Genomic DNA, 20858 nt, shown 5'->3' with positions numbered 1-20858 from the left:
TTTACATACATAGATGTAAACATGCTCAGTATGCATAGGCCTATCTATTATTTCGTCTTGCTTTTCTGGCAGCCTTTCTTTTAGTTCTATCTTTTTTGTTTTTTTGCGTTTTCTTGAATTTGAATATTCTTTCACGATCCAAAACTATCAACTCGGGGTCGGTGTGTTCGATAGTCATTTTTTCGCCATTCAATTCTGCGAAATAAATATCATCAAATATATCTGATTCTGATATGTCAAGAGGTATGAAATCGGCTTCTGCTGTAATGAATTTATCCAGTCCATTATATTTTAAGAATGCCCCCGCATACTCAAGCTCATCTAACCCAAATACTTTCCCGTGTATTAATCTACGTTGTTCTAGATACTGATAGAATTTTTCATGATTCATATCTAAATGCAATAAACCATCAATCATGAACTCTAGATCAGTTATGTTTACTGCCCATGGGTATGCAAAATCTTCATCTTTTTCTAACAATAGTGAGAGATCAGTTGCCATTGCACCAAAATCATCTCTTGTAACACAAATACAATAGATCTTTTTTAGCTTGGCATAATCTAAAACAGTCAGTTTTTTACCTTTTCTATCGTATAGTTCAACTTGGCCATTAGCTATTAAGTTCTTCTCTAATGCATGAGCTTGATTATATGCTTTTTGGATGCCTGCATTACTTTTGAAGTGGTCTCGAATTCTAATAAAGGCCTTTGATGGGTCACGTAATGGCTCTCTAGGAGGAGAGGCTTTTGCTTCAACTATGAATAGGCGGTCATCATGAACAATAATTAAATCATGCTCAAAGTGCGCTTTATCATTTTCAAAAGCACTTTCGTAAAACTCTGCATTTTTAGGAAGTAATCGTTTAAACTGTGTGACTGTTTTTTCTTCAAGCTTCCTATCTCTAGCTTTTAAAAATGAATTGGCTAAATTCCCTTTAGATAGATGAGATTCTATATTGTTGATTATTGATTGATAGAATGAATTGTTTAAGACAAAGTATAATTTCTCTCCATCAACTGTGAATATAGGTTTTTTAATTACAGGGTTATCGTCAGTGATATAGCAAATTTGGTCTGAATGCCCTCTCTGGGTTGTGAAGTGGGTTAATATAGATTCTTTTACATTTTCATCAAAGGCCTTTGTAAGGTCTAATGTATTAATTGAATGTATTTCATTGGTGCCATTGTAAAAACTCTCCATCAATAATGCCAAGTTTTCATCTGAACGAATCTGTAATATAGCGGACTGGTAATCTTTTTCCAACATGTCCATATATTTATTGCGATGTAAATCAATATTCTCAATTGTATTTCTAATATTGCTGTAGTTTTCTGATATTTTATCTTCAAAAAAATTTCCCACATCAATCATAGTTTTATATGAAATGCCAAAATGAGCACGTATTTGTTCATCAAAATCACTGTAATAAAACTCAATCCATGATTTTATTTTATGTGTGGAAATATTAAATCCTGATGTAAAGTATCTTAGAAAAGCAGGCATAGAAACTTGACGATCTAGATGCCATTGGGAGTTTAAACCTTCGATATGCTGACCTTTTTCTGGGAAATATGCTAAAGCATATTTGTTAAATATGGAATTTAAAGTTTTTATAAGATAAGAATGTTTTTTTTCATCGATGGCCTTGGCATCTATGGGTTCTGGCTGGTTACTTGCTATAGCAAGCAAATACATACCTTGTTTTAGTGGTGAAGATAAATGCTCACCAGTTACATCACCCTCATTGAAGCGGCGTTGCTCCATCACGACAAAATTTATAATGCTTTCGATGCTCAAAGTGTTAGTTATTTTTCTAAGTCTATTGACCTCTGCGATCAAGCCAGCATGTAGTAATTTATTCATTTTCAGTAACTCAGGTTGTGTAAGATGAATTAATATTTGAATTGTGATTTATTATGCTGCGTATAGCTTGAGATGATATTGTTTATTGATGTGGTTTAACACTAGATCTTATGAGTAGTAGGGGGCTAGAAACACCTAATTATTTGACTGGTGTAATAGAGTATTGAATATGAAAATATGCCACAGTTCCTTTACTTTTCAGCGTTAGAAAGTGGGTTTTATTTATTGTATGTTTAAAACAAAGACAGTATGGACATTTCAAATATCTTGCCAAATCACTTCGGTCTTTGAGTGTTTTATATATACATGTATTCACCGTACAGATGGAATAAATACAGCATAGCTACCGCACGGGGTTACAGCTCCCCGAGTACTGCGTTTAACCAGATTGAAAATGGGTAAATCATGGGCTGGTCTCGGCTGCCTTTGGAGCTATGAGGGCCAGATGAGCAAGGTATCAAACACCTACCAATAAAAGTGAGTAAAAAGTTATTTATCGCTCGGATTTTGAAAGGTTTTTTGACGAGGATCAGACTTGAGCCAAGTTGGCTGCGGGTTGAGTGGGTGAGGTGAGTTCACTAAATAAACAGATAAGGCATCCTTGACGACTGGCGCCAAGTGACAGAAGTGGCTGGGCAATATCACAGTGATGCCCTGTTATAAGGGCGATTTGTTTTTAGGTCATCGAGCAGACCGGCCACGTTTGTCGAGGGTGTTCAGTAGCCGGTCATCTCCAGATAGCCGACCCCCTTGGCATCCCCCGAGACAGAGACCGCTCCCTCCCAGTAGTCAAAGCGACCTGTCATGGCCTGATTGGGCTGACGGGCTTTGATGGTGAGGCTCATTCCGGCGGCGTTTAGCTGCCACTCAACGGGGTACGCTTGCCCCTTGGGGCCGCGCCAGGTGTTGCCTGGAGTGAGGCGAATCGCGTCGGGGGCGAGCACCCGGCTGCTGCCGTCGCGCTCAATCAAGATGCCGTAGCGGTTCTCGGGCTCTGCGCGGCCCGATTTGGTGCGCAGGCGAAACAGCATCAGCTCGCGGCCATCGGCCAGTTGCAGCGAAAACCAGTCCCAACCCGATTGCCATTCGGCCAATACCGAGCTGCTCCACTCGTGATCAAACCAGCCTTGTCCGGTGACGGTGCGGGTCTCGCCATCGCGAGTCAGGGTGCCGCGAAGAGTGAGGCGCGGGTAGGAATAGTAAAAGGAGGCGTTGCCTAGGCTCTTCTCGCTGTAACCGGCCTTGCCTTGCAGCACCAGCGGCTTGGCAGCAGTGACGGTGAGGTTCAGCTCGCCAATCTTGCTCTGCACCTTGAGGGTGGCGGGGAAGAGCGCTGCCCCTTGCGAAGCAAGCCGCCACTCCCTGAGCCAATATTGGCCGCCGCTGGCTCCCGCCAGCCCCGGCCCCTGCCGACTGGCCCGTTCATCTTGCTGGTGGCTGCCACGGTCGAGATCCGTGATGGCAAACTGGGCCAGCCAGAGCTGGGGAGTGAGCCAGGGGTTGCCGGTGCGGAGTTCTTGTTCGATCCCTTGGCGAAACAGGGTCCACTGCATGCCATATTCACGCTCCTGTTCATCCTTGAGGTTGCCGGTGAGATACCACCACTCGGAGCGGTAATCGGGGTGGGCGGCGTGATCCTCCGGCAATTGAATGGTTTGCCCCGGCAGCACCTTTTTAAAGCTGTCGCTGCCGCCGCCGAGCAGGGCGCCCAGATCGCTGGCAGCGATAGCCCCGCTATAGAGCGTCCAAAGCATACCCAGCGCCAGCGGCCACCCTTTGATCTGTTTCATACCACTCTCCTTGCCGCATACCAAGAGGCCAATGCGCCACAGACCGGTGCCAGCAACAGGGCGGTGACCGCATGAAGGGGGGCGGCCTCGAAGGCGAGGCGCCAGCCAAAGGCGCGTGGGTTGACCACCTCGATCAGCACCCAGGCGAGGCCATACCCCACCGGCAGGGCCAGCAGGGCGGTAAGCAGCCCCAATCCCGCTCCTTGCCACACCAGCAGCTGGCGGCAGTGGCGGGGGCTCAAGCCCAGACTCTGCAAGGTCTGCAGCTCGCCACGGCGCGCCAGCCCCAGCACCATAAAGGCCGAGCCAATGCCGACAAAGGCGATGCCGAGGATCAGCAGTTTCAATAGCTCGGTCACCACAAAGGTCTGGTCAAACACCTTGAGCGCCGCGCTGTGGATGGCGGGGGCGGAGAGCAGATTGAGCTGCTCGCCAAAGCGCTCGCGCAGGCGGTCGGCCAGCTGCTCGGGGTCGTTGCTAAAGAGGGCGAGGGATTGCACCGCTCCCGCCTCGAAGGCATGCAGGATCTGCCCCTTGTCGCTGCCGTAGTCCTGATAGACACCTGTGACGGTGAACTGTCTTGGCCCCTTCTCGCCGCTGATCGCCAACCTCTGGCCCACCTTGACCCCGAGGCGCACCGTCAGCGGTTCGCTCGCCAGCACTTCGTCGGGACGGGTCGGCCAGCGCCCGGCCAGCAGCGGATAGGCCGCTTTAAGCTGGGGGATAAAATCCATCTGCGCCCACTCGATGGGCTGCCCCTGCCAGCGGGCCGGATGCACCGAGCGGCGCGAGGCGGCGCTCACCAGCGGATTGGCGAGCAGGGTCTTAAGGGTTGTGTCGCTCAAGGTGCCCTTGCTGCCCGCCACCCCCTTGGGGGCGGTGACATAGAGATCGGCGGCCAGACGCTGGCCGAGCCAGATCTCCACGCTGGAGCGAAAACTCGACACCATGACCCCGATGCCGATGGCTGCCGCGATGGCGAGCTGCAACGCCATCACCGCGATGGCGGTGCGATCGAGGTGATAGAGGGTCTCGGCCACCCCTAGCCGGGCGGTGAGGGGGCCGCGCGTGCGCCGTCGCAGCCAGCCAAGCAGGCCGCGCAGGGCATCGGGCAGCCAGAGCGCCATGGCCAGCAGCCAGCCGCCGGCGATAAACAGCGCACCGGTGAGGCCTGTTTGTGGCAGCCACAGGCACAGGGCGCACAGCAGCAAGATGGCGATGGCCAGCACGCGCCGTCGCCACGGGTGTGCGGGGGGGCGGCTGCTGCCGGCTCGCAGTTCGAGGGGGGATTGGCGCAGCAGTTGCCACCAGCCGGGCAGGTTGGCAGCAAGCGTGCCGAGCAGCCCGATCAACAGTGCCTTGAGCAGGCTCACAGGGGAGAGGCGCAACAGGTCGATGGGGTTGGGCCCATAGAGATCGGCCAGCGCCTGGGTCAGTTGCCCCATCAGCGCCAGCGCCAACAGGCTGCCGAGCAGCACCCCTAGCAGGGTGCCGAGGGTGGCAAGAATAAGCAGCTCCAGAATGAGCCAGCGGAGCACCCGGCTTGGCCCCATTCCCAGAATGATCAACTGGGCCAGCTGGGGGCGGCGCACGCTCTGCACGAATCGCTGGGCGTTGAACACCAGAAACAGTCCCACCGCCATTGCGAGCAATGAGAGCGCCGTCAGATTGAGGGCCAGCGCATCGCCAAGCTGGCTGGCATCGAGCGCTGGGCTGATGGGCTCAAGCCACAAGGGCTGGTTCGGGTAATCGGTTTGCAGGGTGGTCTGCAGGGTACGAGCTTCTGATTCGCTTAGCTTGAAGACGATGCGATCGAGCCGACCCGCTTTATCCAGCAACGGCTGGGCGAGGCCAATATCGGTTATCAGTAGCCGCTCCATGGGCACGGCGCCCGGTTCAAAGGTACCCGCCAGCGTCAGGGTCAGGGGTTTGGCGCTGGCGCCATCGCTGCCGCCCAATACAAAGTGGCGGCTCTGGCCCGCTTGCCAGCCAAGGCGCGCCGCTTCGGGGGCCGCCAGCCAGATACTGTCGGCACGGTTGAGGGAAAAGGCGGGTTCACTCTCGGGTTGGGCGCCAAACAGCTGACGCAGGGGGCCGGGGTTGAAGAGATCCATCCCAAGCAGTTGAAAGCTGCGCCCCTCTTCATCCTTGAGCCAGCCATGGAGCTGGGGCATGGCATCGAGGGCGGGCTGGCTGGTCACCAGTTGCACGTAAAGTTGTTCATCCAGCCCGCCAGCGGGGGCCAGCCGGTAGTTGGCTTCCCCGGCGAGCTGGCTGCGGGCGGCGACGAAGTTGGTGCGGGCACTGTGATTGAGCAGCTCGATGGCCACCACCAGCGAGACCCCCAATACCAGCCCGGCCAGACTCATCAGCAGCAACCAGGGGTGACTGCGATAGAGGCGCAGCAGCGCTTTGAGTGGCAGCATCAGCGTGTCTCCGGCTGGCGCAGTCGCTGTTTAGTCATGACGGGGCCCCTTGAGCTCGATCAGTTGACCCCCTTCGAGGCGCAGCACCCTGTCGGCCAGAGCGGCGTAGGCCGGGTTGTGGCTCACCAGCAGCAAGCCTGCGCCAGTGCCCCGCACCGCCGCCACCATCAACGCCATTACCTGTTCGGCATTGTGCTCATCGAGGCTGCCGGTGGGTTCGTCGGCGAGCAGCCAACCGGGTTGATGGATCAGGGCGCGGGCCAGCGCCACCCGCTGTCGCTGACCGCCGGAGAGCTGCTCCGGCCAGGCATGGCGCTTGTGGCTCATGTCGAGCCGCTGCAGCAACTGGTCAATCTTTGTCTCATCCGGTGGCAGCCCGTTGATAGCGAGCGGCAGGGCCAGATTCTCGGCCACGTTGAGGGTCGGCAACAAGTTGAAATCCTGATAGACGATACCGAAATGGCGGCCCCGCAGGCGCGCCCGCTCGTCGGGAGATCGGGTGTCGATCCGGGTCTCCCCCAGCCAGATCTCCCCTTCATCCGGTGCAATCAGCCCGGCGATCAGATTGAGCAGGGTCGACTTGCCACAGCCGCTTTGGCCCAGCAGCAGGGTGATCTCGCCAGCAGGGAGGGCGAGATCGAGATGGTGGAACAGCGGCAGTCGTTCACTGCCGTTATCGAAGCTCTTGCAGAGGTTGCGCAGGGTCAGCATGGGATAACCGTTTGATGGTCAATGGCTTTCATCATGCTTGGTACGCTAGCACGGCCAGCATTGATCAACACCCCTTACGGTTGATCAAGAGTGCCAGTTAGTGATCAAGGCGGCAAAAGAGCAGTGGATCCTCGCTGGATCCCGCTTGCCCGAGGTGGTTAGAATAGGGGCTTCCATGGGTCACAGGATGAGCAAGGATGTTACACAAGCAAGTCAGTTTTATCATCGATAGCAAGGGCAACAAGCAGGCTGCCGTCGTCCCCATCGAGATCTACAACGAGCTGATGACCCTGCAAAAGGCACTCTCCGACAACCGGCCGGGGGAGCGCGAGCTCTACCACTTCAACGGCAAAGGGGCCGAGGCCCACGGTTATCCGGTGGGCAAGCGGCAAAATCCGGGCTTTATGGTGCTGGCCGGTTCCACCGCCAATGGCGAGGATGCCGCCTCTTTGCGTGAAGCGGTGATCGAGCTGCGTCACGAGCTGCTGGAGAAGGGGGTCATAGTGCCCCGCAGTCAGGGCGGTTTTGTCTTTACCGCCGATCAGCTGTTCAACAGCCCGAGTCTGGCCGCCAGTCTGGTGGCGGGCAATAACCGCAGCGGTCTGGATGCCTGGCAAAACAGCGCAGGCTATACCCTCAAGCAGTCGGGTTTCGGCAAGAAATAATCCCGCGTTTCGACAGCAAACCAATTAAGCGTTAATTGACCTGGATGAATTTTTCTTTTCATCCAGGTGCTAGCATCATTGCCAGACGGTTCTAAAAGGAAGAGACCATGTCTGCGCTCACCCCTGTTATTTTGCTGCTGTCCCTGTTTATCCCTCCCGCCCATGCCAGTAGTGGCCCTGTTCTGTTGACATCCTCTTCAATCGGACTTTTTTGTGTCGGATTGTTTGTGTTGGCCTACGCCCTGGTGATGGCTGAAGAGTATCTGCAACTGCGCAAGTCCAAACCCGTGCTGGTGGCCGCCGGGGTGATCTGGATCCTGATCGGTATCGCCTATGCACAGCAGGGGATGAGCCCTGTCGCCGAGCAGGCCTTCCGCCATACCCTGCTGGAATATGCCGAGTTGATGCTGTTCCTGCTGGTGGCGATGACCTATATCAACGCCATGGAGGATCGGCGGCTGTTCGATGCCCTGCGCGCCTGGCTGGTGCGATCCGGCTTTCACTTGCGCACCCTGTTCTGGTTGACCGGCGGGCTTGCTTTTTGTATCTCGCCAGTGGCAGACAACCTGACCACTGCGCTCTTGATGTGCGCCGTGGTGTTGAAAGTGGCCAACGGTGATCGGCGTTTTGTCAATCTTGCCTGCATCAACATAGTGATCGCCGCCAACGCCGGAGGGGCGTTCAGTCCCTTTGGCGATATCACCACACTGATGGTGTGGCAGGCGGGCAAGGTGCAATTTGGCCAGTTCTTCACCCTGCTTATTCCCTCTCTGCTCAATTTTCTGGTGCCAGCCATCCTGATGAGCCTGATGGTGCCGCGCCATGTGCCGGAGGCTGATAACGAGGTGGTCGATCTCAAGCGGGGGGCCCGCCGCATCGTCGCACTGTTCTTGCTGACCATCATCACGGCGGTGCTATGCCACAGTTTCCTCCATCTGCCGCCTGTACTGGGCATGATGCTGGGGCTCGGCTATCTGCAGTTTTTCGGCTTCTATTTGCGCAAATCGCTGCCGCGATCCCTTGCCCGCAAGCGTGCGCTCTATGAACGCAATGGTGATGAGGTGCGGTTGCGCAGTCTGGGTTCTGTGGTGCCATTTGACGTGTTCAACAAGGTGGCCAAGGCGGAGTGGGATACCCTGCTGTTCTTTTACGGGGTGGTGATGTGTGTCGGTGGGCTGGGCTTTATGGGCTATCTGGAGCTGGTGTCACACTGGCTGTATGACGCTGGGGATCCCACCATGGCCAACATCTTCATCGGGGTCTTGTCCTCCGTCATCGACAACATTCCCGTGATGTTTGCCGTGCTGTCGATGAACCCGGATATGGCGCTGGGGCAGTGGCTGCTGGTGACCCTGACCGCCGGAGTGGGCGGCAGCCTGCTCTCCATCGGCTCTGCGGCCGGGGTAGCCCTGATGGGACAGGCCCACGGCATGTATACCTTCTTTGGCCACCTGAAGTGGCTGCCTGCTATCTTGCTCGGTTATCTGGTGAGCATAGGGGCGCACCTCTGGCTCAACAGTGCCCAGTTCTGAACGTCCGGGCGCCAGTACGAAAAGAGGCTTCCGTCGATGGAAGCCTCTTTCGTTTTCCTGACAGGGGGGAGGGGGATCAATTGCCTCGCTTGCCGGTCAGCAGCCAGTAACTCAGGGTGGAGCCCACCCCGCAGCAGGCGATGGCGATGGCCATGGGCAGCGGCGAGTGGGGCGGATTGAGGTTGACCAGAATGCCGACCAGGGCGCCGATGCCAAAGCGCAGGGTGCCCGCCAGTGCCGAGGCGGTGCCCGCAGATTGCGGGAAGTGGCCCATCAGGCCGGTCATGGCGTTGGCGCCCACCAGACTGATATGGCCGACAAACAGCACCACCGGAATGACAATGCCCCACAGACCGCCGGTCTGGCTCCAGGCGTTGTAGACCAGCAGGGCGCCCGCGCAGGGCAGCAACAGCAGGCCGTATTGCAGCATCCGCTCGGCGCCCATCCCTTTCACCAGTCGGCTGTTGACGAAGGTGACCACCATCATCAGCAGGATATTGAGGCCAAACAGCCAGCCGTAGTGCTCGGTTGGCACCTTGAAGTACTCGATATAGACGTAAGGGGAGCCGCTTAAGAAAGCGAACATGCCGGAGCTGGAGAGGGAGCCGCACAGCACATAACCCATGGCGCCGCGATGGGAGAGCACCCCCCAGTAGTTCTTGAGGATCTGGCCCAGATTAAGGGGCTGACGGTGCTCCGGTTTCAGGGTTTCCTGAATTTTCCACTGCATCACCAGACAGATCAGCAGGCTGATCCCCACCAGCAGCCAGAAGATCACCCGCCAGTCGGCGTGGGCACTGATATAGCCGCCCACCACAGGCGCTACCAGCGGCGCCAGGGTCATCACCAGAATGACGAACGACATAGCGCGAGAAAACGCATCCTTCTCGAACAGATCGCGCAGCAGGGCATTGACCACCACAGAGCCGGCCGCCCCGCCCGCTGCCTGCAACATCCTATAGGCCAGCAATTCGGGCAGGGAGTCCGCCATGGCGCAGCCCACCGAGGCGATGGCAAACATCACCAGCCCCGCCAGGATCACCGGCTTGCGGCCATAGCTGTCGGCGAGCGGGCCGTAGAAGAGCTGGCCGATGGCAAAGCCGCCCAAAAAGGCGCTGATGGTGAGCTGGGCGCCGTCGATGCTGGTGGCCAGATCCCGGGCGATGGCCGGAATGGCGGGCAGATACATATCCACCGCCAGCGGGGTCAGACCCGCCAGAGCGCCGAGCAGGATAAACAGAAAACGGGGGGAGAGGGCGGCAGCCTGAGCTGTTGGCGATTGGGGCATAGGGTATCCGCTGGTGAACCTTGGTTGAAAAAGGGAGAAGGGCGAGTCTATCAGGTTTGCCCCCGCTCGGCATGACGTTCCTGCCCCCTCAAAAGGGGGAGGTGCCCGGCCATTCAGGCACCTTGGGGTGCACGCTTGCGGTCATGGGGGCGCACTGCGCGGATCACTCCCCCCAGCCAGAGCAGCCAGGCCAGCAACGAGATGGCGTACCCGAGCCGCTCCGGCCAGCGGGCGGTGAGGGTAAAGGTGAGGCTGTGTTGTCCGGCGGGTACCCAGACCTGTACCAGCCCGTTACGGGTGCTGCTGACGCTAAGGGGCAGATGCTGGTCGAGCCTTGCCTGCCAGCCTGGGTAATCAAACTGGTGCAGGATCAGTTTGGCGGGTACCGGGGCATCCACCTTCAATTCGATATGACGAGGCTGCCAGCGCTGGATCTGCCAGTTCACCCCCTGATGGTCGCTGGTGATGGCGGGCTGGAATTCCTCTTTCCAGGCCAGCAGGGTGGGGGCAAACATGCCGCGCGGCACCTGCTTTGGTCGGTATTCGCGGGCGCTGCGCTTGCTATCGAACTCCCCGTCGAGCTGACTCTTTACGGGAGCCTGGGTGAGCGGCGCCTCGCGTACATAGAGTCCCTGCGAGAGCAGGGTGAGGGCAAGCAGTAGCCACCAGACCCATTGCCACGGGCGATAGGTGGGGGTACCCAGCGCCACCACGGCGACGGTAGCGATGACCAGCAGCAAATTGAGGCGCCAGGGAAATTGCACCAGTTGCAAGGGTGTGAGCAGGCGCCACAGGGGCTCGCTTGGTGGCAGCATCATCAGAAAGCTCAGGGTGCCAATGACCCCCCAGAGCAGCAACTCGGGATGGCGCGGCTCGCGGGCGGCAGCCCAAGCTACCAGTAGCAGAGCCAAGGTGAGCAGCGTCAGCCAGGCGAGATGGCCGCGAAAGCGCCAGTCATCACGGCTTTGGGGCAAACGATCGAGAAAGTTGCGCTGAAATTCGAACATGCCGGTGCGCATCTGCTCCATGGAGATCCCCCCCTGATCCAGCAGAGCGGGCAGCAGCAACAGGCTGGCCATCGCCAACCCCCAGAGCTGGCCCAGCAGGGTGCCGATAAGCGGGGAGGCGGTGACAGGGACACTGACAAGCGCTGTGCTCCCCTTGTAGCGCCAGACCAGTAGCAGGCTGCGCAGGGTGAGCAAGCCGAGAATGAGCAGGGTGCTTGGTAGATGGGAAAGCGTCAGCATGGAGACGGCCAGTGCGAGCAGCAGTAGCGCAAAGGGGGCGCCGCGGCAGAGGCGATCCTGCGCCAGCAGTGCCAGCGGTGCCCAGACGAAGGCCCAGCTCTCCGCAAGGGCAAAGCGGGCGTAGATATCGATGGCCAGATGATAGGGCAGCGCCATATAGAGCAAACTGGCTGCCAGCGCCCGTCCGTGGCCGGCAAAGGGGCGCAACCAGAGATAGGCAAACAGGCCGGAGAGCCAGAGTGCCACGCTGCTGCTCCAGAGCAGCGGCGTCATCGCCTCGTGGGCCAGTGGGGTTGGGCCGGCGAACAGGGCGCTCACATAGTAGGGCAGGGGGGGATAGAAGAAAAAGACCGGGCTGCCAAAGGCGCCGTTCATCTCCATCAACCAGCGCGGATAGAGCTCACCTTGCCACAGTTGCACGGCAAAGAAGTGACCGGAGAGCAGGTGGTGAAACAGATCATGGCCCTGACTGCCGCCACGCAGCCAGAATGGCAGCAACAGGAGGGCACAGGCCCCGGTCAGCACCGACAAAACCCACAGCCACTCTCTGGTTACACGCATAAGGAGACTCGTCTGTTATGGATGCGCAGTGAGTGTAACCGAGTTGCTCCCCTCTTTTTTAGTTGCCCTGGTTGGTTTTTGTTCTCCTTCTGTGTCTCTTGTCACTTTCCCATGGGTTGTCTGCAGTGAGGGAATGGCGAGCCAGAGTCCGGGCTCGGCGGCAAAGCGCGGGGCAAACCAGTGCTGGCGCACCGCAGTGGGCATTTCGTTCGCGGTGATGGGGCGGCGACTGAGGCGGCAGGCTCCCTGAGAGAGTACCAGCGCCGCATCCCCCTTGTACCAGCCATCGGTCACCGGCAGAGCTGTGGTCTCCCGCAGCAGCCGCACGCCCCACTGGGTCACCAGCGCCGGGCAGCTTTTCTCTGCGAGCCTTGCCGCCTGCACCATGGCGGGTGGACGGGGCAGGGTAAAGGTCACGCCGAGCAGCAGCAATCCGGCCACCGTAACCAGCCACTCGCCACGATGTGGCAGCCAGCCTGCCAGCAGCACAATACCGAGCAGGGTGATAGGGGCCAGATGGCGGGGATTGTCGGGATTCTGGCCAAGCAGGGTCCAGAGCAGCAGGGCGAGCCAGTAGAGCGTCCAGAGCGGGGGGAGGGTTGCAGCTTGGCCTTTTGAACGTTGCCAAAGTGGTAGCACCAGCAAAGCCCCCATCAACGGGGGCCAAAGCGGGGTGAGCTGATCGTTGAAGGTGCGCGCCCAGCTCAGCAGTCGATCGCCATGGGCCGCCGCCGTGTTGCCCCACAGGGTAAAGTGGCCGTCGGTAAAGCGCCGCCCTTCGCTGAAATAGGCCCAGCCATCGGCTTGCCAGACAAACAGCAGGCAGGCTAGCCCCACCAGAATAATCGGGAGCAGAAAGTTAAGTCGCTGACCCTTTTGTGCCATCCCCAGCCAAAGCGGCAGCAACGCCAGCACAAAATAGGAGGGGCGCAGCGCCAGCATGAAGCCAAGCATGAGGCCAGCCAGTACGAATCTGCGCTGCTGCAAGGCCAGCTGGGACCCGAGCCAGGCCGCGAGCGCGGGCCCGTCCGAAAGGCCGGAGAGCGCCAGCGTCGGGGTGAGCGGCAGGGCCAGCACCAGCAGCCAGACTGGGGCGAGCAGGCTTGGCCGTTGCCACAATCTGACCGCCAACAAGGCGGCGAGCGGCGCCAGCAAACTGCTACCGAGCAGGCTTGCCCACTGCACCGCGCGGGCCGGATCGTCCACCGCCAGATTGATCAGCCTTGCCAGCCAGATAAAGGCGGGGTAGCCCGGAAAGTGGGGGGAGAACTCCAGCACGCTAAAGCGCGTTACCCCGTGGGCGAAATTGAGGGCATCATCGGAATCGAGCGCCACAGGGAAGGCTAGCAGCCAGCCGAGCCAGGCCAGTTGCAGCAGGATCAGCAAGTAGGGTCGATTAGCGAAGCGTAATCGGCAGTGGTGACGCCCCCCTTCTCCCCTTGCGGGAGAAGGGTTGGGGATGAGGGGGGCTGTCATCATCGATGAGAGGCCATCAAAGCGGCGCCAGCACGGCCATCAGCGCTTTTTCCGCTGCGGCAAAGGCGGCGGCGTCGGCGGGCTTGGCGCCCACCCCGAATACCCCCGGGTTGCCGATGGCATCCAGCACCTTGGCCAACGCCTGTTCGGCCGCCTTGCGATCCCCCTCGCTAAGGGAGGGGAGGATCAGATCGAGGAAGCGCTTGCTCTTGACCACCAGCACCTTGGCGGTCTGGTAGTCGCCAAGATTCTGGTTGGCCCCTTCGAGGCGGCGCTCGATCTCCGCCTTGTAGGCCCGGTTGAGCAGGGCGGCGGTTGCTGCGGCGTCTTTCCCCTTGATGGCGGCGGCCAGCGGCCCTTGCAGCTCCACCTTGTGGTGCTGTTCCAGATAGGTCAGCTCGTCGGCAATCTCGCTCAAGGTGGCGCTGGCATCCTTGCCGTCAGTGGCGGCGCCAAGCAGCGCTTCGCGGGCGTCGATCAGTGGCTCCTTGCCGGCGGCGGCGTAGGAGTAAGCCTGCGCCTGCCCGCAGAGGGCCAGCAGCAGGGTGAGGGCGAGTAAACCCGGGCGGATGGTCATCCTGTTCTCCTTACTTATGCCAATGGCGCGGCCATCAGGCCACGCTCTGGGTTTCAATCACGGTGTTTTCGTTGCGATGGTTAAAGATGGCGTGGCGTCTGTCCACCCCGTCGATCACCATGTCGGCGGCCATCATCCCCATCTCCATGGCGGTGTCGGTGAAGATGTAGCGGAATGTCCCCTGACGGCCGGTCATGATGAGGTTGGTGATGGGCATCAGCGCCTTGATGGCTTCGTTGCGGCGGGCCTGATAGCCGAGATCCATCAGCGGATAGGCGTATTCGCTACGCGCTTCAAAAGTTTCATCCCCAAGCTTGGCGGTATCGACACCGAGGCTCGCGAGATCGGCGGTAACCCGACCGCGCAGATCAGCGAGCGGAGCCTGCCAGGTGGCATCCCCCGGATTGCAGGGGATCTCCAGCATCACCGAGGTCTGGCCCTGTGGCGCCATAAAGGGGCTGCGGCGGCGCGGCTCCTGCAGACGGGTGGCCAGAATATGGGGATCGGAGAGGTACTGCCAGGTGTTGTCCGACAAGTTCTCCTGTTTGAGCGGCATATTGACGAAGCGAAGCGACCGGTATTGGAGGTCGCACGGCAAGCCCAGATGCTGGCAGGTGAGCGGGAGCGGCAGGGTTGAGATCACCTGATCAAAGCACTCGCTCTGCTCAACATCATCTTGTTTCCAATACACCCGTTCAATGCGGCCATCAGTCTGCTCAAGGCGGGTGATGGTGGCACCGGTTTTGAGCTCAACGCCCTCTGCCACCAGCCGCTCCCCCAGGGTGGTGAAGATCTGGCCGAAGCCATATTTGGGGTAGCGGTATTTGCGGGCATAGGTGCGCACCGAGATACTGCCGTTGCGTCTTGGCAACAGACGGCGCGCCACGTCTTTCAAATCGATGAGGCTGATACGTTGACCGGCCCAGTCAGCGGAGAGCTTGTCCGGATTGATGCCCCACAACTTGCCGGTGTAGCCCTCGAAAAACTGACGGTAGAGGGTGCGGCCAAAGTGACTCTGGATCCACTCGGCAAAGCTCGCCTTGGCAAAATCGTCCGGCTTCTTGCTAAAGGGCAACAGCAGCAAGTCTTTCACCGCACCGGCCATCAGGGCGAGCGGCGCCGTCTTGAGCAGGTTGGGCAGGTTCAATGGGTAGTCATAGGTGCGCCCGCCAAAGCGGATCACGCTCTTGCGCTCAGCGTGGAGCAGGTCATCCCCCATCAGCTCGTCGATAAAGGCGAGCAGCTCGGGGTTTTTGGTGATAAAGCGGTGACCGCCGTAGTCAAAGCGATACTCCCCATCGCGTCCCTTGAAGGTCTGGGTGGCGCACATGCCGCCGACTATCGGCTCCTGCTCGAACAGGGTGACGGCAAAACCGGCGCGGCGCAGGCGCCAGGCCGCCATCAAACCGGCGGGGCCAGCGCCCAGCACTGCAATGCTTTTCTTGTTGTTATCGCTCATGACCTATTCCGAAACTGCTTGATAGATAAGGGAACCGCGCCAAGGCGCGGCTCCCGAATGGTGTTGTTACCCCGTGGCCTTGTTGCCACAGGGCGTGCGGGCTCAGCCCTTGCTGGATGCGGCGCTCACCTGCGGGCGATAGCTGCGCTGCCAGAGGGTAACGAAGATCGCCAGATAGAGGGCCCAGGTCAGCAGCTGCAAGCCAGCGGGTGAAGCATTGTAGCCAAACAGGGCGCGCAGGAAGGTACCAAATACCCCCTGATCGTCGAGAATGTGGCTGATGTCGAACACCGGCGTGGTCCAGAAGGTGATGATATCTGCCGCCTGCAACATGTTGACGGCAGACGAGAGCAAGCCTGCGGCGATGATGATGATAAGCAGGCCGGTCCAGCGGAAGAAGGGGGCCAGCGCCACCTTGCGGGTGGAACGCAGCAGCCCCCACACCAGCGCGATGGAAACCAGCAGCCCTGCCAGCGCGCCCATCAGGCCCGATTGCAGATCCACCCCTTGCCCGGAGTAGAGCAGGGCGGAGAAGAAGAGCACGGTTTCAAACCCTTCGCGCATCACCGCCAAAGGCGAGCAGCACCAGACCAAACAGGTTGCCGCCATCGATGGCCGCATCGATGCGCGCTGTCATGGCCCCCACCTGGGATTTGGCCTGCTTTTGCATCCAGATCGCCATATAGGTGAGCACCAAGGTGGCAAAGATGAGGATCCCCGCCATCAAGAGGTGGTTGTAGCGCTCGCTCTCGAACTGGCTCACCACCACCTGGAACAGGAAGGCGACCACAAGGGAGGCGACAAGGCCAAGCCCCACCCCCAGATAGATGAACTTGTTGTAGCGGCTCGCCCCCAGCTTGGCGAGGTAGGAGAGGCAGATGCCGACCAGCAGGAAGGCTTCCAGCCCCTCGCGCAGGGTAATGAGAAAACTTGCAAACATCAGGATTGAGGCTCCGTAGCGGGCGTGACGGGGAGAGGCTGCAAGGTAAGTTGCAACCGATTTAGCTGCACTATGGGTGGCTCCGGCAAGCTGGGCTCGGCGGCGCGCACCGCATCATTGACCCACTTGGGGTAGGTGCGGAAATTGAGTTTGATATCGGCCTTGAAGGGCCCTTGGGCATCTGCAGGCAGCGGCCAGGCTTCATCGCGCCAGCCATCGGCCGGAATGCGGGTATCTTCCAAGAGCTTGGCGTAGCGCCAGAACTTGAGCCCCACCGGCTTGCCCTCGGCATCGCCGAATACTTTTCTGAACAGTCGCGCATCTTCAGGGACGGCACCATCCACCGGCTGGCCGCTGGCAAGCACCACCTTGCCGCTGGCGTCGGTGACGGTCAGCTCCAGCCAGAGTTCACGAAAATCAGCTACGCCAGTGGGCAGGGCATGGCCCGCGCCGGTATTGGCGACCCGCACCACCAGTTGCTGACTATCGGCCGCCTGTTCGATACGGGCGGAGAGGGTCGTGCTGGAGCGCAAGAGCGCCAGGCTCTCTTGTTCAAGGTCGGGATTGCGCAGTCCCACCAGCTGGTGCTGGGCGCCGGTAAAGTTGTGGCGATAGAGCCGCGCTTTCATGGTGCCGTTTTCGGTGGACTGGCCCGCCACCGGCGCGCCGCCATTGCCCGGCTCCGGGTTCATATGGCAGTCGATGCAGGTGCGCCGCTTGGCGGGATCCTCCGCGTTTGCGAAGCTGGATTTTTCCCACTCGTCCCAGGTGTTGACGATATTGGCGCCGGTGCCCGGGGCAAACTCGTTGTGGCACGATTTGCACAGAGCCGCGTCGCGGTAGAAATCCTTCTGATAGGAGGCTTTGTGGGCCGCCGGACGGGCGTTGATCTGCCGCTCGGCCAGCCAGTGCTGGAGGCTGCCACCCGCGGCATCCTCGAACACATAGCTCTCACGGTCTTTCAAATTCACGGTAAAGGCGCTGTTGCCGCCCGCATCTTCCACCTTGGTGATGCGATGACAGAGTACGCAGCCAGTCCCTTCTTCAACCACAGGTTCGCCCGCCTTGTGGGCTGCAATCAGCGAGGCGCCCCCCTGCTCGAACATGTGGGAGCCCTTGGGCAGATCCAGCTGGCCTGTCATCACCTGCTGGGGCATATGGCAGCCCTGACACCACTGGCCAAACGCTTCCCCTTCGGTTTCGCGGGCCAGCGCCTGCACCACCTTGTAGTAGGGGTGGGAGTTGCCCATCAGCCGGTGGTTGCTCTCGCTCCAATCTTTGAAGGCCTGTTGGTGGCAGTTCTGGCAGGAGGCGGAGTTGAGCCACTCTTTCGGGTGAGTGGTCGGCGCCTTGGCGGGATCCGTGCGCGGGGCATCGAGTCGCAGCCAGTTGGCGAGATAGGGGAGGTTGCCATCGGCGGTGACGAAGGCGTGTAAGTCCTCCATCATCGCTTTCACTTCCGGTTGGGGCCTCGCGGGGTCAACTGCCTCGGCCCCATCGCGGGTGTCATGGCCCATGCCGCCCTGGGTCTGCTGGGTCATGCGCAGGTATTCGCCGACAAAATCCCCCGCCACCATGTTGGTGAGGTTGGCGTGGCCGTTGATGGCGTTGTCGCCGCTCTTCTGGCGATGGGCCGCCATCAGATAGCGGTTGGTGAAATTGAACCCGTCCAGATGGCAGGAGTTGCAGCTCATCCAGTTGTCTCCCGCCATGGGGAAGCGTGAGTTGGACGCTGTGTTACCAAGGTTGAATAGCCGCTCGCCACGCTGAAGCGGCGCGGGGCGCGGATCCGTCTCTACCAGCTTGGCGAAGTGGGGCACATCGACCGTGACTCGGGCAAACGGGCCGCTGCCGCCACTATTGAGGCGGGTAAGATCCTGCCCCATGGCGTTGTGCACCAGAATATGGTCACCGTCGATCAGCAAGTCCCGCGGATTCTGGCCCGGCAGGTGGCGCAAGAGCTGGGTCGCCTTGGCGCCCCCCTGAAACTTCTTGCGGCGGTGGCGGTTGTTGTTGGATTTGCCGCTGCGGGAGAGATCAAACACCAGCAGATCTTCCGAGCCCGCAAGGGTCAGATAGACCCGCTTGCCGTCGGCGGCGAAGCGCGCAGCAAACGGGTTGGAGACGATCTGGCTGCGGTTACCTACGCTTGGCAAATTGATCTGCAAAAAGAGCTGCTTTCTTTCATCGACCCGCTCTTTCTCCTCATCGAGAGCGATGATGGAGACGGCCGGAAAGACGGTGCTTTGAAACTGGAAGGGGTGGCTGAAGCTCCACAGCACATGGGGCAGCCAGGCCTCGCTGCCATCGGGGGAGAGGGCGATGCCATCGAGCAGGCGTGGCAATCCCTGGGAGTCGCTCGGCGTGTCGCTATGGGTCTCGGCCAGGGTGATGAGTTTGGGCTTGGGAAGCGAAGATCCCTTGGCGCCGTGGCCAAGCTTGGCGAGATCATAGATGGCGAGCTGTCCGGTCATGGCGTGGGTCAGCAGCAGGCGATCGTCGTCGGTCAGGGCCAGTCCACGGGGAGTCTCGGCGGTTTCTGCATCCAGCTTGAGGTTGCCGGCGGTGTCGAAAGCCTGCAGGCGAGCGGATTCGAACAGCGTGACCCAGAACCACTGCCGCTTGGCATCGAAGATGACCCCATAGGGGCGGTGGCCGCTGGGGAGCGTCTTTTCCAGATCGAGATCATCATCCAGCAGCAACAGGCGATCACCGCTGTAGTCGGTGACCAGCAGGGTGCCGTCATCGGCGCGGGCAAGCTGGCGTAGATCGCCCCCCAGCTGCACCTCTTTCAGGCGCTTGCCGCTATCGCGCTCAAGCAGGGTGACGGAACCTGCGCTCAGGTTGGCGGTGACGAGGCGCGGGCTTTGCCCCTCCTCATAGGCAAGCATCCCTGAACCCATCTGCTGGGCAAACGCGAAGGGGCTGGTCAGCAGCAGGAGGAGGGCCAGCAGGGGTGACAAATATGCAGAGAACGATGACTTCAACATGGGATCAGGTGCGCCATTTCAAGATGGTCCAGCGCCAGGCGTGGCGCAGCACCAGAGGAGTTAACGCCAATGCGCTCAACCAGTGGGCCCAGCTGGCGAGGTTGCCCATGGCATCGCCCGGAGTGCCGTGCAGCACCAGCAGCAGGCCGCTGGCCAGACAGATCAGCAGCAGGGCTTCAATAATCCGCCCCGTGGTGCGTAAAAAGGGTTTGTTGCTGCGGTTCAACAAGCTGCGATGGGAGAGCCAGAAGGCGCCAAACAGCAGCGGGAACAGGGTGAGCGAGAGCATCACATGGAAAAACAGATTCCAGCGTGCCAGCGACCAGAGCGGAGTCAGCGGCTCCCACAGCAGCAGGCCGGAGAAGAACATCAGATAGAGGGTGCCCTCGGCGGCCTGATGGTGGTAGGCCAGCCACTGCCAGAATTGTCGGGGTGAGAGAGAAAGGCTTGTCATAAAGGCTCCAGCACCCGGGCGGGGCAGCCCGGGGGGAGCAAGTTTATAACGCAGTAAGAGTAATGAAAAGTGTTATCAATTGTATTGCTGGTGAATCAAGGCTGAACAAGCACAGTGATCAAGCTCGACTATTTATGCTCCGCCATCCGCTCGGTCACTGCATAGATGAGCGCGGCCAGCGAGAAGGCGAGAAACACCACCACGGACCACTTCATATCGACTTCATTGATGATGCCATCTTCGAGAAATGCCTTGAGCACCTCCACTCCGGCAATAGTCACCAGCGAGTTGATGACGATGAGCTTGAGGGAGGCAAAGTTGATCTTGCTAAGCCAGTTGCTGCTAAGGGAGGCGCGCTGCTCTTCCGTCTGGATAAATTGCACATAGCCACAGATAGCAACCAGGATCAGCATCTGGGCCACCAGTATAAAGTCCACCAGGGTCAGCACGCCGGTAATGAGGTCCAGATAGGGGATCTCGAAAATGTTTACAGAAAGCTGATAGAGCTGCATGGCAAACTTCACCATCAGCAATACCACGCAGATGAGGATGCCAATGTAGAAGGGGAACATCATCAATCTGCTGCCATTGAGCATGAAATTGAATCGACGCATGAGAACTCCGATGTTGGGAACAGGGGTAAATAGAGTGAGTATGGCGCGAGCAGCCCGCAGCGTTGCAAGGCCGTGGGGACTGATTATGCCGGGTCGCCCCCTGCTTGCGCCTATAAAAAAATAAAAAGCCATCATAAAAAATAAAACCGCATCCCGCTGTCTTATTTGTGATTTTTCCCTGCCGTAACATGCCGCTTCTCAATTCAGGGGGGCGACTGCCTCCCTCCTATTTATCAGGCTCGGCCCACCGAGAGTGGCCGCTTG

13 protein-coding genes and 2 pseudogenes are annotated in these 20858 nt (G+C 58.8%); 2 read left to right on the top strand and 13 right to left on the bottom strand.

The window, feature by feature from the left end; translation table 11 throughout:
- Positions 1 to 40: 40 nt before the first annotated feature.
- The 4 genes from ACTG20_RS14435 to ACTG20_RS14420 all read right to left on the bottom strand — a co-directional run bounded on the left by ACTG20_RS14435 (position 41) and on the right by ACTG20_RS14420 (position 6791).
- Positions 41 to 1864, bottom strand: coding sequence for a nuclease-related domain-containing protein (locus tag ACTG20_RS14435; protein WP_194496240.1), 1824 nt, complete (start codon positions 1862 to 1864; stop codon positions 41 to 43).
- 716 nt (positions 1865 to 2580) lie between these two features.
- Positions 2581 to 3654 carry a lipocalin-like domain-containing protein gene (locus ACTG20_RS14430; protein ID WP_194496241.1) on the bottom strand — a complete coding sequence of 358 codons (1074 nt, stop codon included), beginning with the start codon at positions 3652 to 3654 and terminating at the stop codon, positions 2581 to 2583.
- The gene (locus tag ACTG20_RS14425) at positions 3651 to 6080 is read right to left on the bottom strand and encodes an ABC transporter permease (RefSeq protein WP_194496242.1); all 2430 of its coding nucleotides are present in this window, start codon (positions 6078 to 6080) and stop codon (positions 3651 to 3653) included. Before ACTG20_RS14425 ends, ACTG20_RS14430 begins: the two co-directional genes overlap by 4 nt.
- Positions 6081 to 6110: 30 nt before the next feature.
- The gene (locus ACTG20_RS14420; RefSeq protein ID WP_158112252.1) at positions 6111 to 6791 is read right to left on the bottom strand and encodes an ABC transporter ATP-binding protein; all 681 of its coding nucleotides are present in this window, start codon (positions 6789 to 6791) and stop codon (positions 6111 to 6113) included.
- Positions 6792 to 6988: 197 nt separating this feature from the next.
- Between ACTG20_RS14420 and ACTG20_RS14415 the strand changes: the two genes are divergently transcribed.
- Positions 6989 to 7456, top strand: coding sequence for a DUF4357 domain-containing protein (locus tag ACTG20_RS14415; protein WP_005333716.1), 468 nt, complete (start codon positions 6989 to 6991; stop codon positions 7454 to 7456).
- Positions 7457 to 7563: 107 nt separating this feature from the next.
- Complete coding sequence (gene nhaD / locus ACTG20_RS14410) at positions 7564 to 8988, top strand: sodium:proton antiporter NhaD (protein WP_058060016.1); 1425 nt, start codon at positions 7564 to 7566, stop codon at positions 8986 to 8988.
- A 76-nt stretch (positions 8989 to 9064) separates the two neighbouring features.
- Here nhaD and ACTG20_RS14405 read toward each other — a convergent pair whose 3' ends face one another.
- The 9 genes and pseudogenes from ACTG20_RS14405 to ACTG20_RS14365 all read right to left on the bottom strand — a co-directional run bounded on the left by ACTG20_RS14405 (position 9065) and on the right by ACTG20_RS14365 (position 20594).
- Complete coding sequence (locus ACTG20_RS14405; RefSeq protein WP_439987751.1) at positions 9065 to 10276, bottom strand: Bcr/CflA family multidrug efflux MFS transporter; 1212 nt, start codon at positions 10274 to 10276, stop codon at positions 9065 to 9067.
- A 113-nt stretch (positions 10277 to 10389) separates the two neighbouring features.
- The gene (locus tag ACTG20_RS14400; protein ID WP_194496245.1) at positions 10390 to 12084 is read right to left on the bottom strand and encodes a hypothetical protein; all 1695 of its coding nucleotides are present in this window, start codon (positions 12082 to 12084) and stop codon (positions 10390 to 10392) included.
- Between the two features lie 132 nt (positions 12085 to 12216).
- Positions 12217 to 13470 (bottom strand): annotated as a pseudogene (locus ACTG20_RS14395) (hypothetical protein); the annotation flags it as partial.
- Between the two features lie 106 nt (positions 13471 to 13576).
- Positions 13577 to 14137: a hypothetical protein gene (locus ACTG20_RS14390; protein WP_194496246.1), complete on the bottom strand. Its 561-nt coding sequence runs from the start codon at positions 14135 to 14137 to the stop codon at positions 13577 to 13579.
- Between the two features lie 34 nt (positions 14138 to 14171).
- Positions 14172 to 15596 (bottom strand): NAD(P)/FAD-dependent oxidoreductase, encoded by a 1425-nt coding sequence (locus ACTG20_RS14385; protein WP_194496247.1) that lies wholly within the window; start codon positions 15594 to 15596, stop codon positions 14172 to 14174.
- A 102-nt stretch (positions 15597 to 15698) separates the two neighbouring features.
- Positions 15699 to 16536 (bottom strand): annotated as a pseudogene (locus ACTG20_RS14380) (FTR1 family iron permease).
- The gene (locus ACTG20_RS14375) at positions 16536 to 19526 is read right to left on the bottom strand and encodes a YncE family protein (protein ID WP_194496248.1); all 2991 of its coding nucleotides are present in this window, start codon (positions 19524 to 19526) and stop codon (positions 16536 to 16538) included. The pseudogene ACTG20_RS14380 and the gene ACTG20_RS14375 overlap by 1 nt, the downstream one beginning before the upstream one ends.
- A 4-nt stretch (positions 19527 to 19530) precedes the next feature.
- Positions 19531 to 19980 (bottom strand): hypothetical protein, encoded by a 450-nt coding sequence (locus ACTG20_RS14370; protein WP_005361249.1) that lies wholly within the window; start codon positions 19978 to 19980, stop codon positions 19531 to 19533.
- A gap of 128 nt (positions 19981 to 20108) precedes the next feature.
- A complete protein-coding gene (locus ACTG20_RS14365) occupies positions 20109 to 20594 on the bottom strand; it encodes a YqhA family protein (protein WP_005333692.1) in 486 nt (161 codons plus the stop codon).
- Positions 20595 to 20858 lie beyond the last annotated feature (264 nt).

The organism is Aeromonas sp. 84A, from assembly GCF_051919345.1.
Taxonomy (GTDB): Bacteria; Pseudomonadota; Gammaproteobacteria; order Enterobacterales; family Aeromonadaceae; genus Aeromonas; species Aeromonas veronii.
The sequence above is the reverse complement of the archived record's forward strand: the minus strand, read 5'-3'. Positions and strand labels throughout refer to the sequence as shown.

Bases quoted from the DNA above. Each gene is read 5' to 3' on its own strand.
- ACTG20_RS14370 (WP_005361249.1), bottom strand. From the start codon at position 19,980: ATGACAAGCCTTTCTCTCTCACCCCGACAATTCTGGCAGTGGCTGGCC.
- nhaD (WP_058060016.1), top strand. From the start codon at position 7,564: ATGTCTGCGCTCACCCCTGTTATTTTGCTGCTGTCCCTGTTTATCCCT.
- ACTG20_RS14420 (WP_158112252.1), bottom strand. From the start codon at position 6,791: ATGCTGACCCTGCGCAACCTCTGCAAGAGCTTCGATAACGGCAGTGAA.
- ACTG20_RS14435 (WP_194496240.1), bottom strand. From the start codon at position 1,864: ATGAATAAATTACTACATGCTGGCTTGATCGCAGAGGTCAATAGACTT.
- ACTG20_RS14400 (WP_194496245.1), bottom strand. From the start codon at position 12,084: ATGCGTGTAACCAGAGAGTGGCTGTGGGTTTTGTCGGTGCTGACCGGG.
- ACTG20_RS14385 (WP_194496247.1), bottom strand. From the start codon at position 15,596: ATGAGCGATAACAACAAGAAAAGCATTGCAGTGCTGGGCGCTGGCCCC.
- ACTG20_RS14375 (WP_194496248.1), bottom strand. From the start codon at position 19,526: ATGTTGAAGTCATCGTTCTCTGCATATTTGTCACCCCTGCTGGCCCTC.
- ACTG20_RS14430 (WP_194496241.1), bottom strand. From the start codon at position 3,654: ATGAAACAGATCAAAGGGTGGCCGCTGGCGCTGGGTATGCTTTGGACG.
- ACTG20_RS14390 (WP_194496246.1), bottom strand. From the start codon at position 14,137: ATGACCATCCGCCCGGGTTTACTCGCCCTCACCCTGCTGCTGGCCCTC.
- ACTG20_RS14405 (WP_439987751.1), bottom strand. From the start codon at position 10,276: ATGCCCCAATCGCCAACAGCTCAGGCTGCCGCCCTCTCCCCCCGTTTT.
- ACTG20_RS14365 (WP_005333692.1), bottom strand. From the start codon at position 20,594: ATGCGTCGATTCAATTTCATGCTCAATGGCAGCAGATTGATGATGTTC.
- ACTG20_RS14425 (WP_194496242.1), bottom strand. From the start codon at position 6,080: ATGCTGCCACTCAAAGCGCTGCTGCGCCTCTATCGCAGTCACCCCTGG.
- ACTG20_RS14415 (WP_005333716.1), top strand. From the start codon at position 6,989: ATGTTACACAAGCAAGTCAGTTTTATCATCGATAGCAAGGGCAACAAG.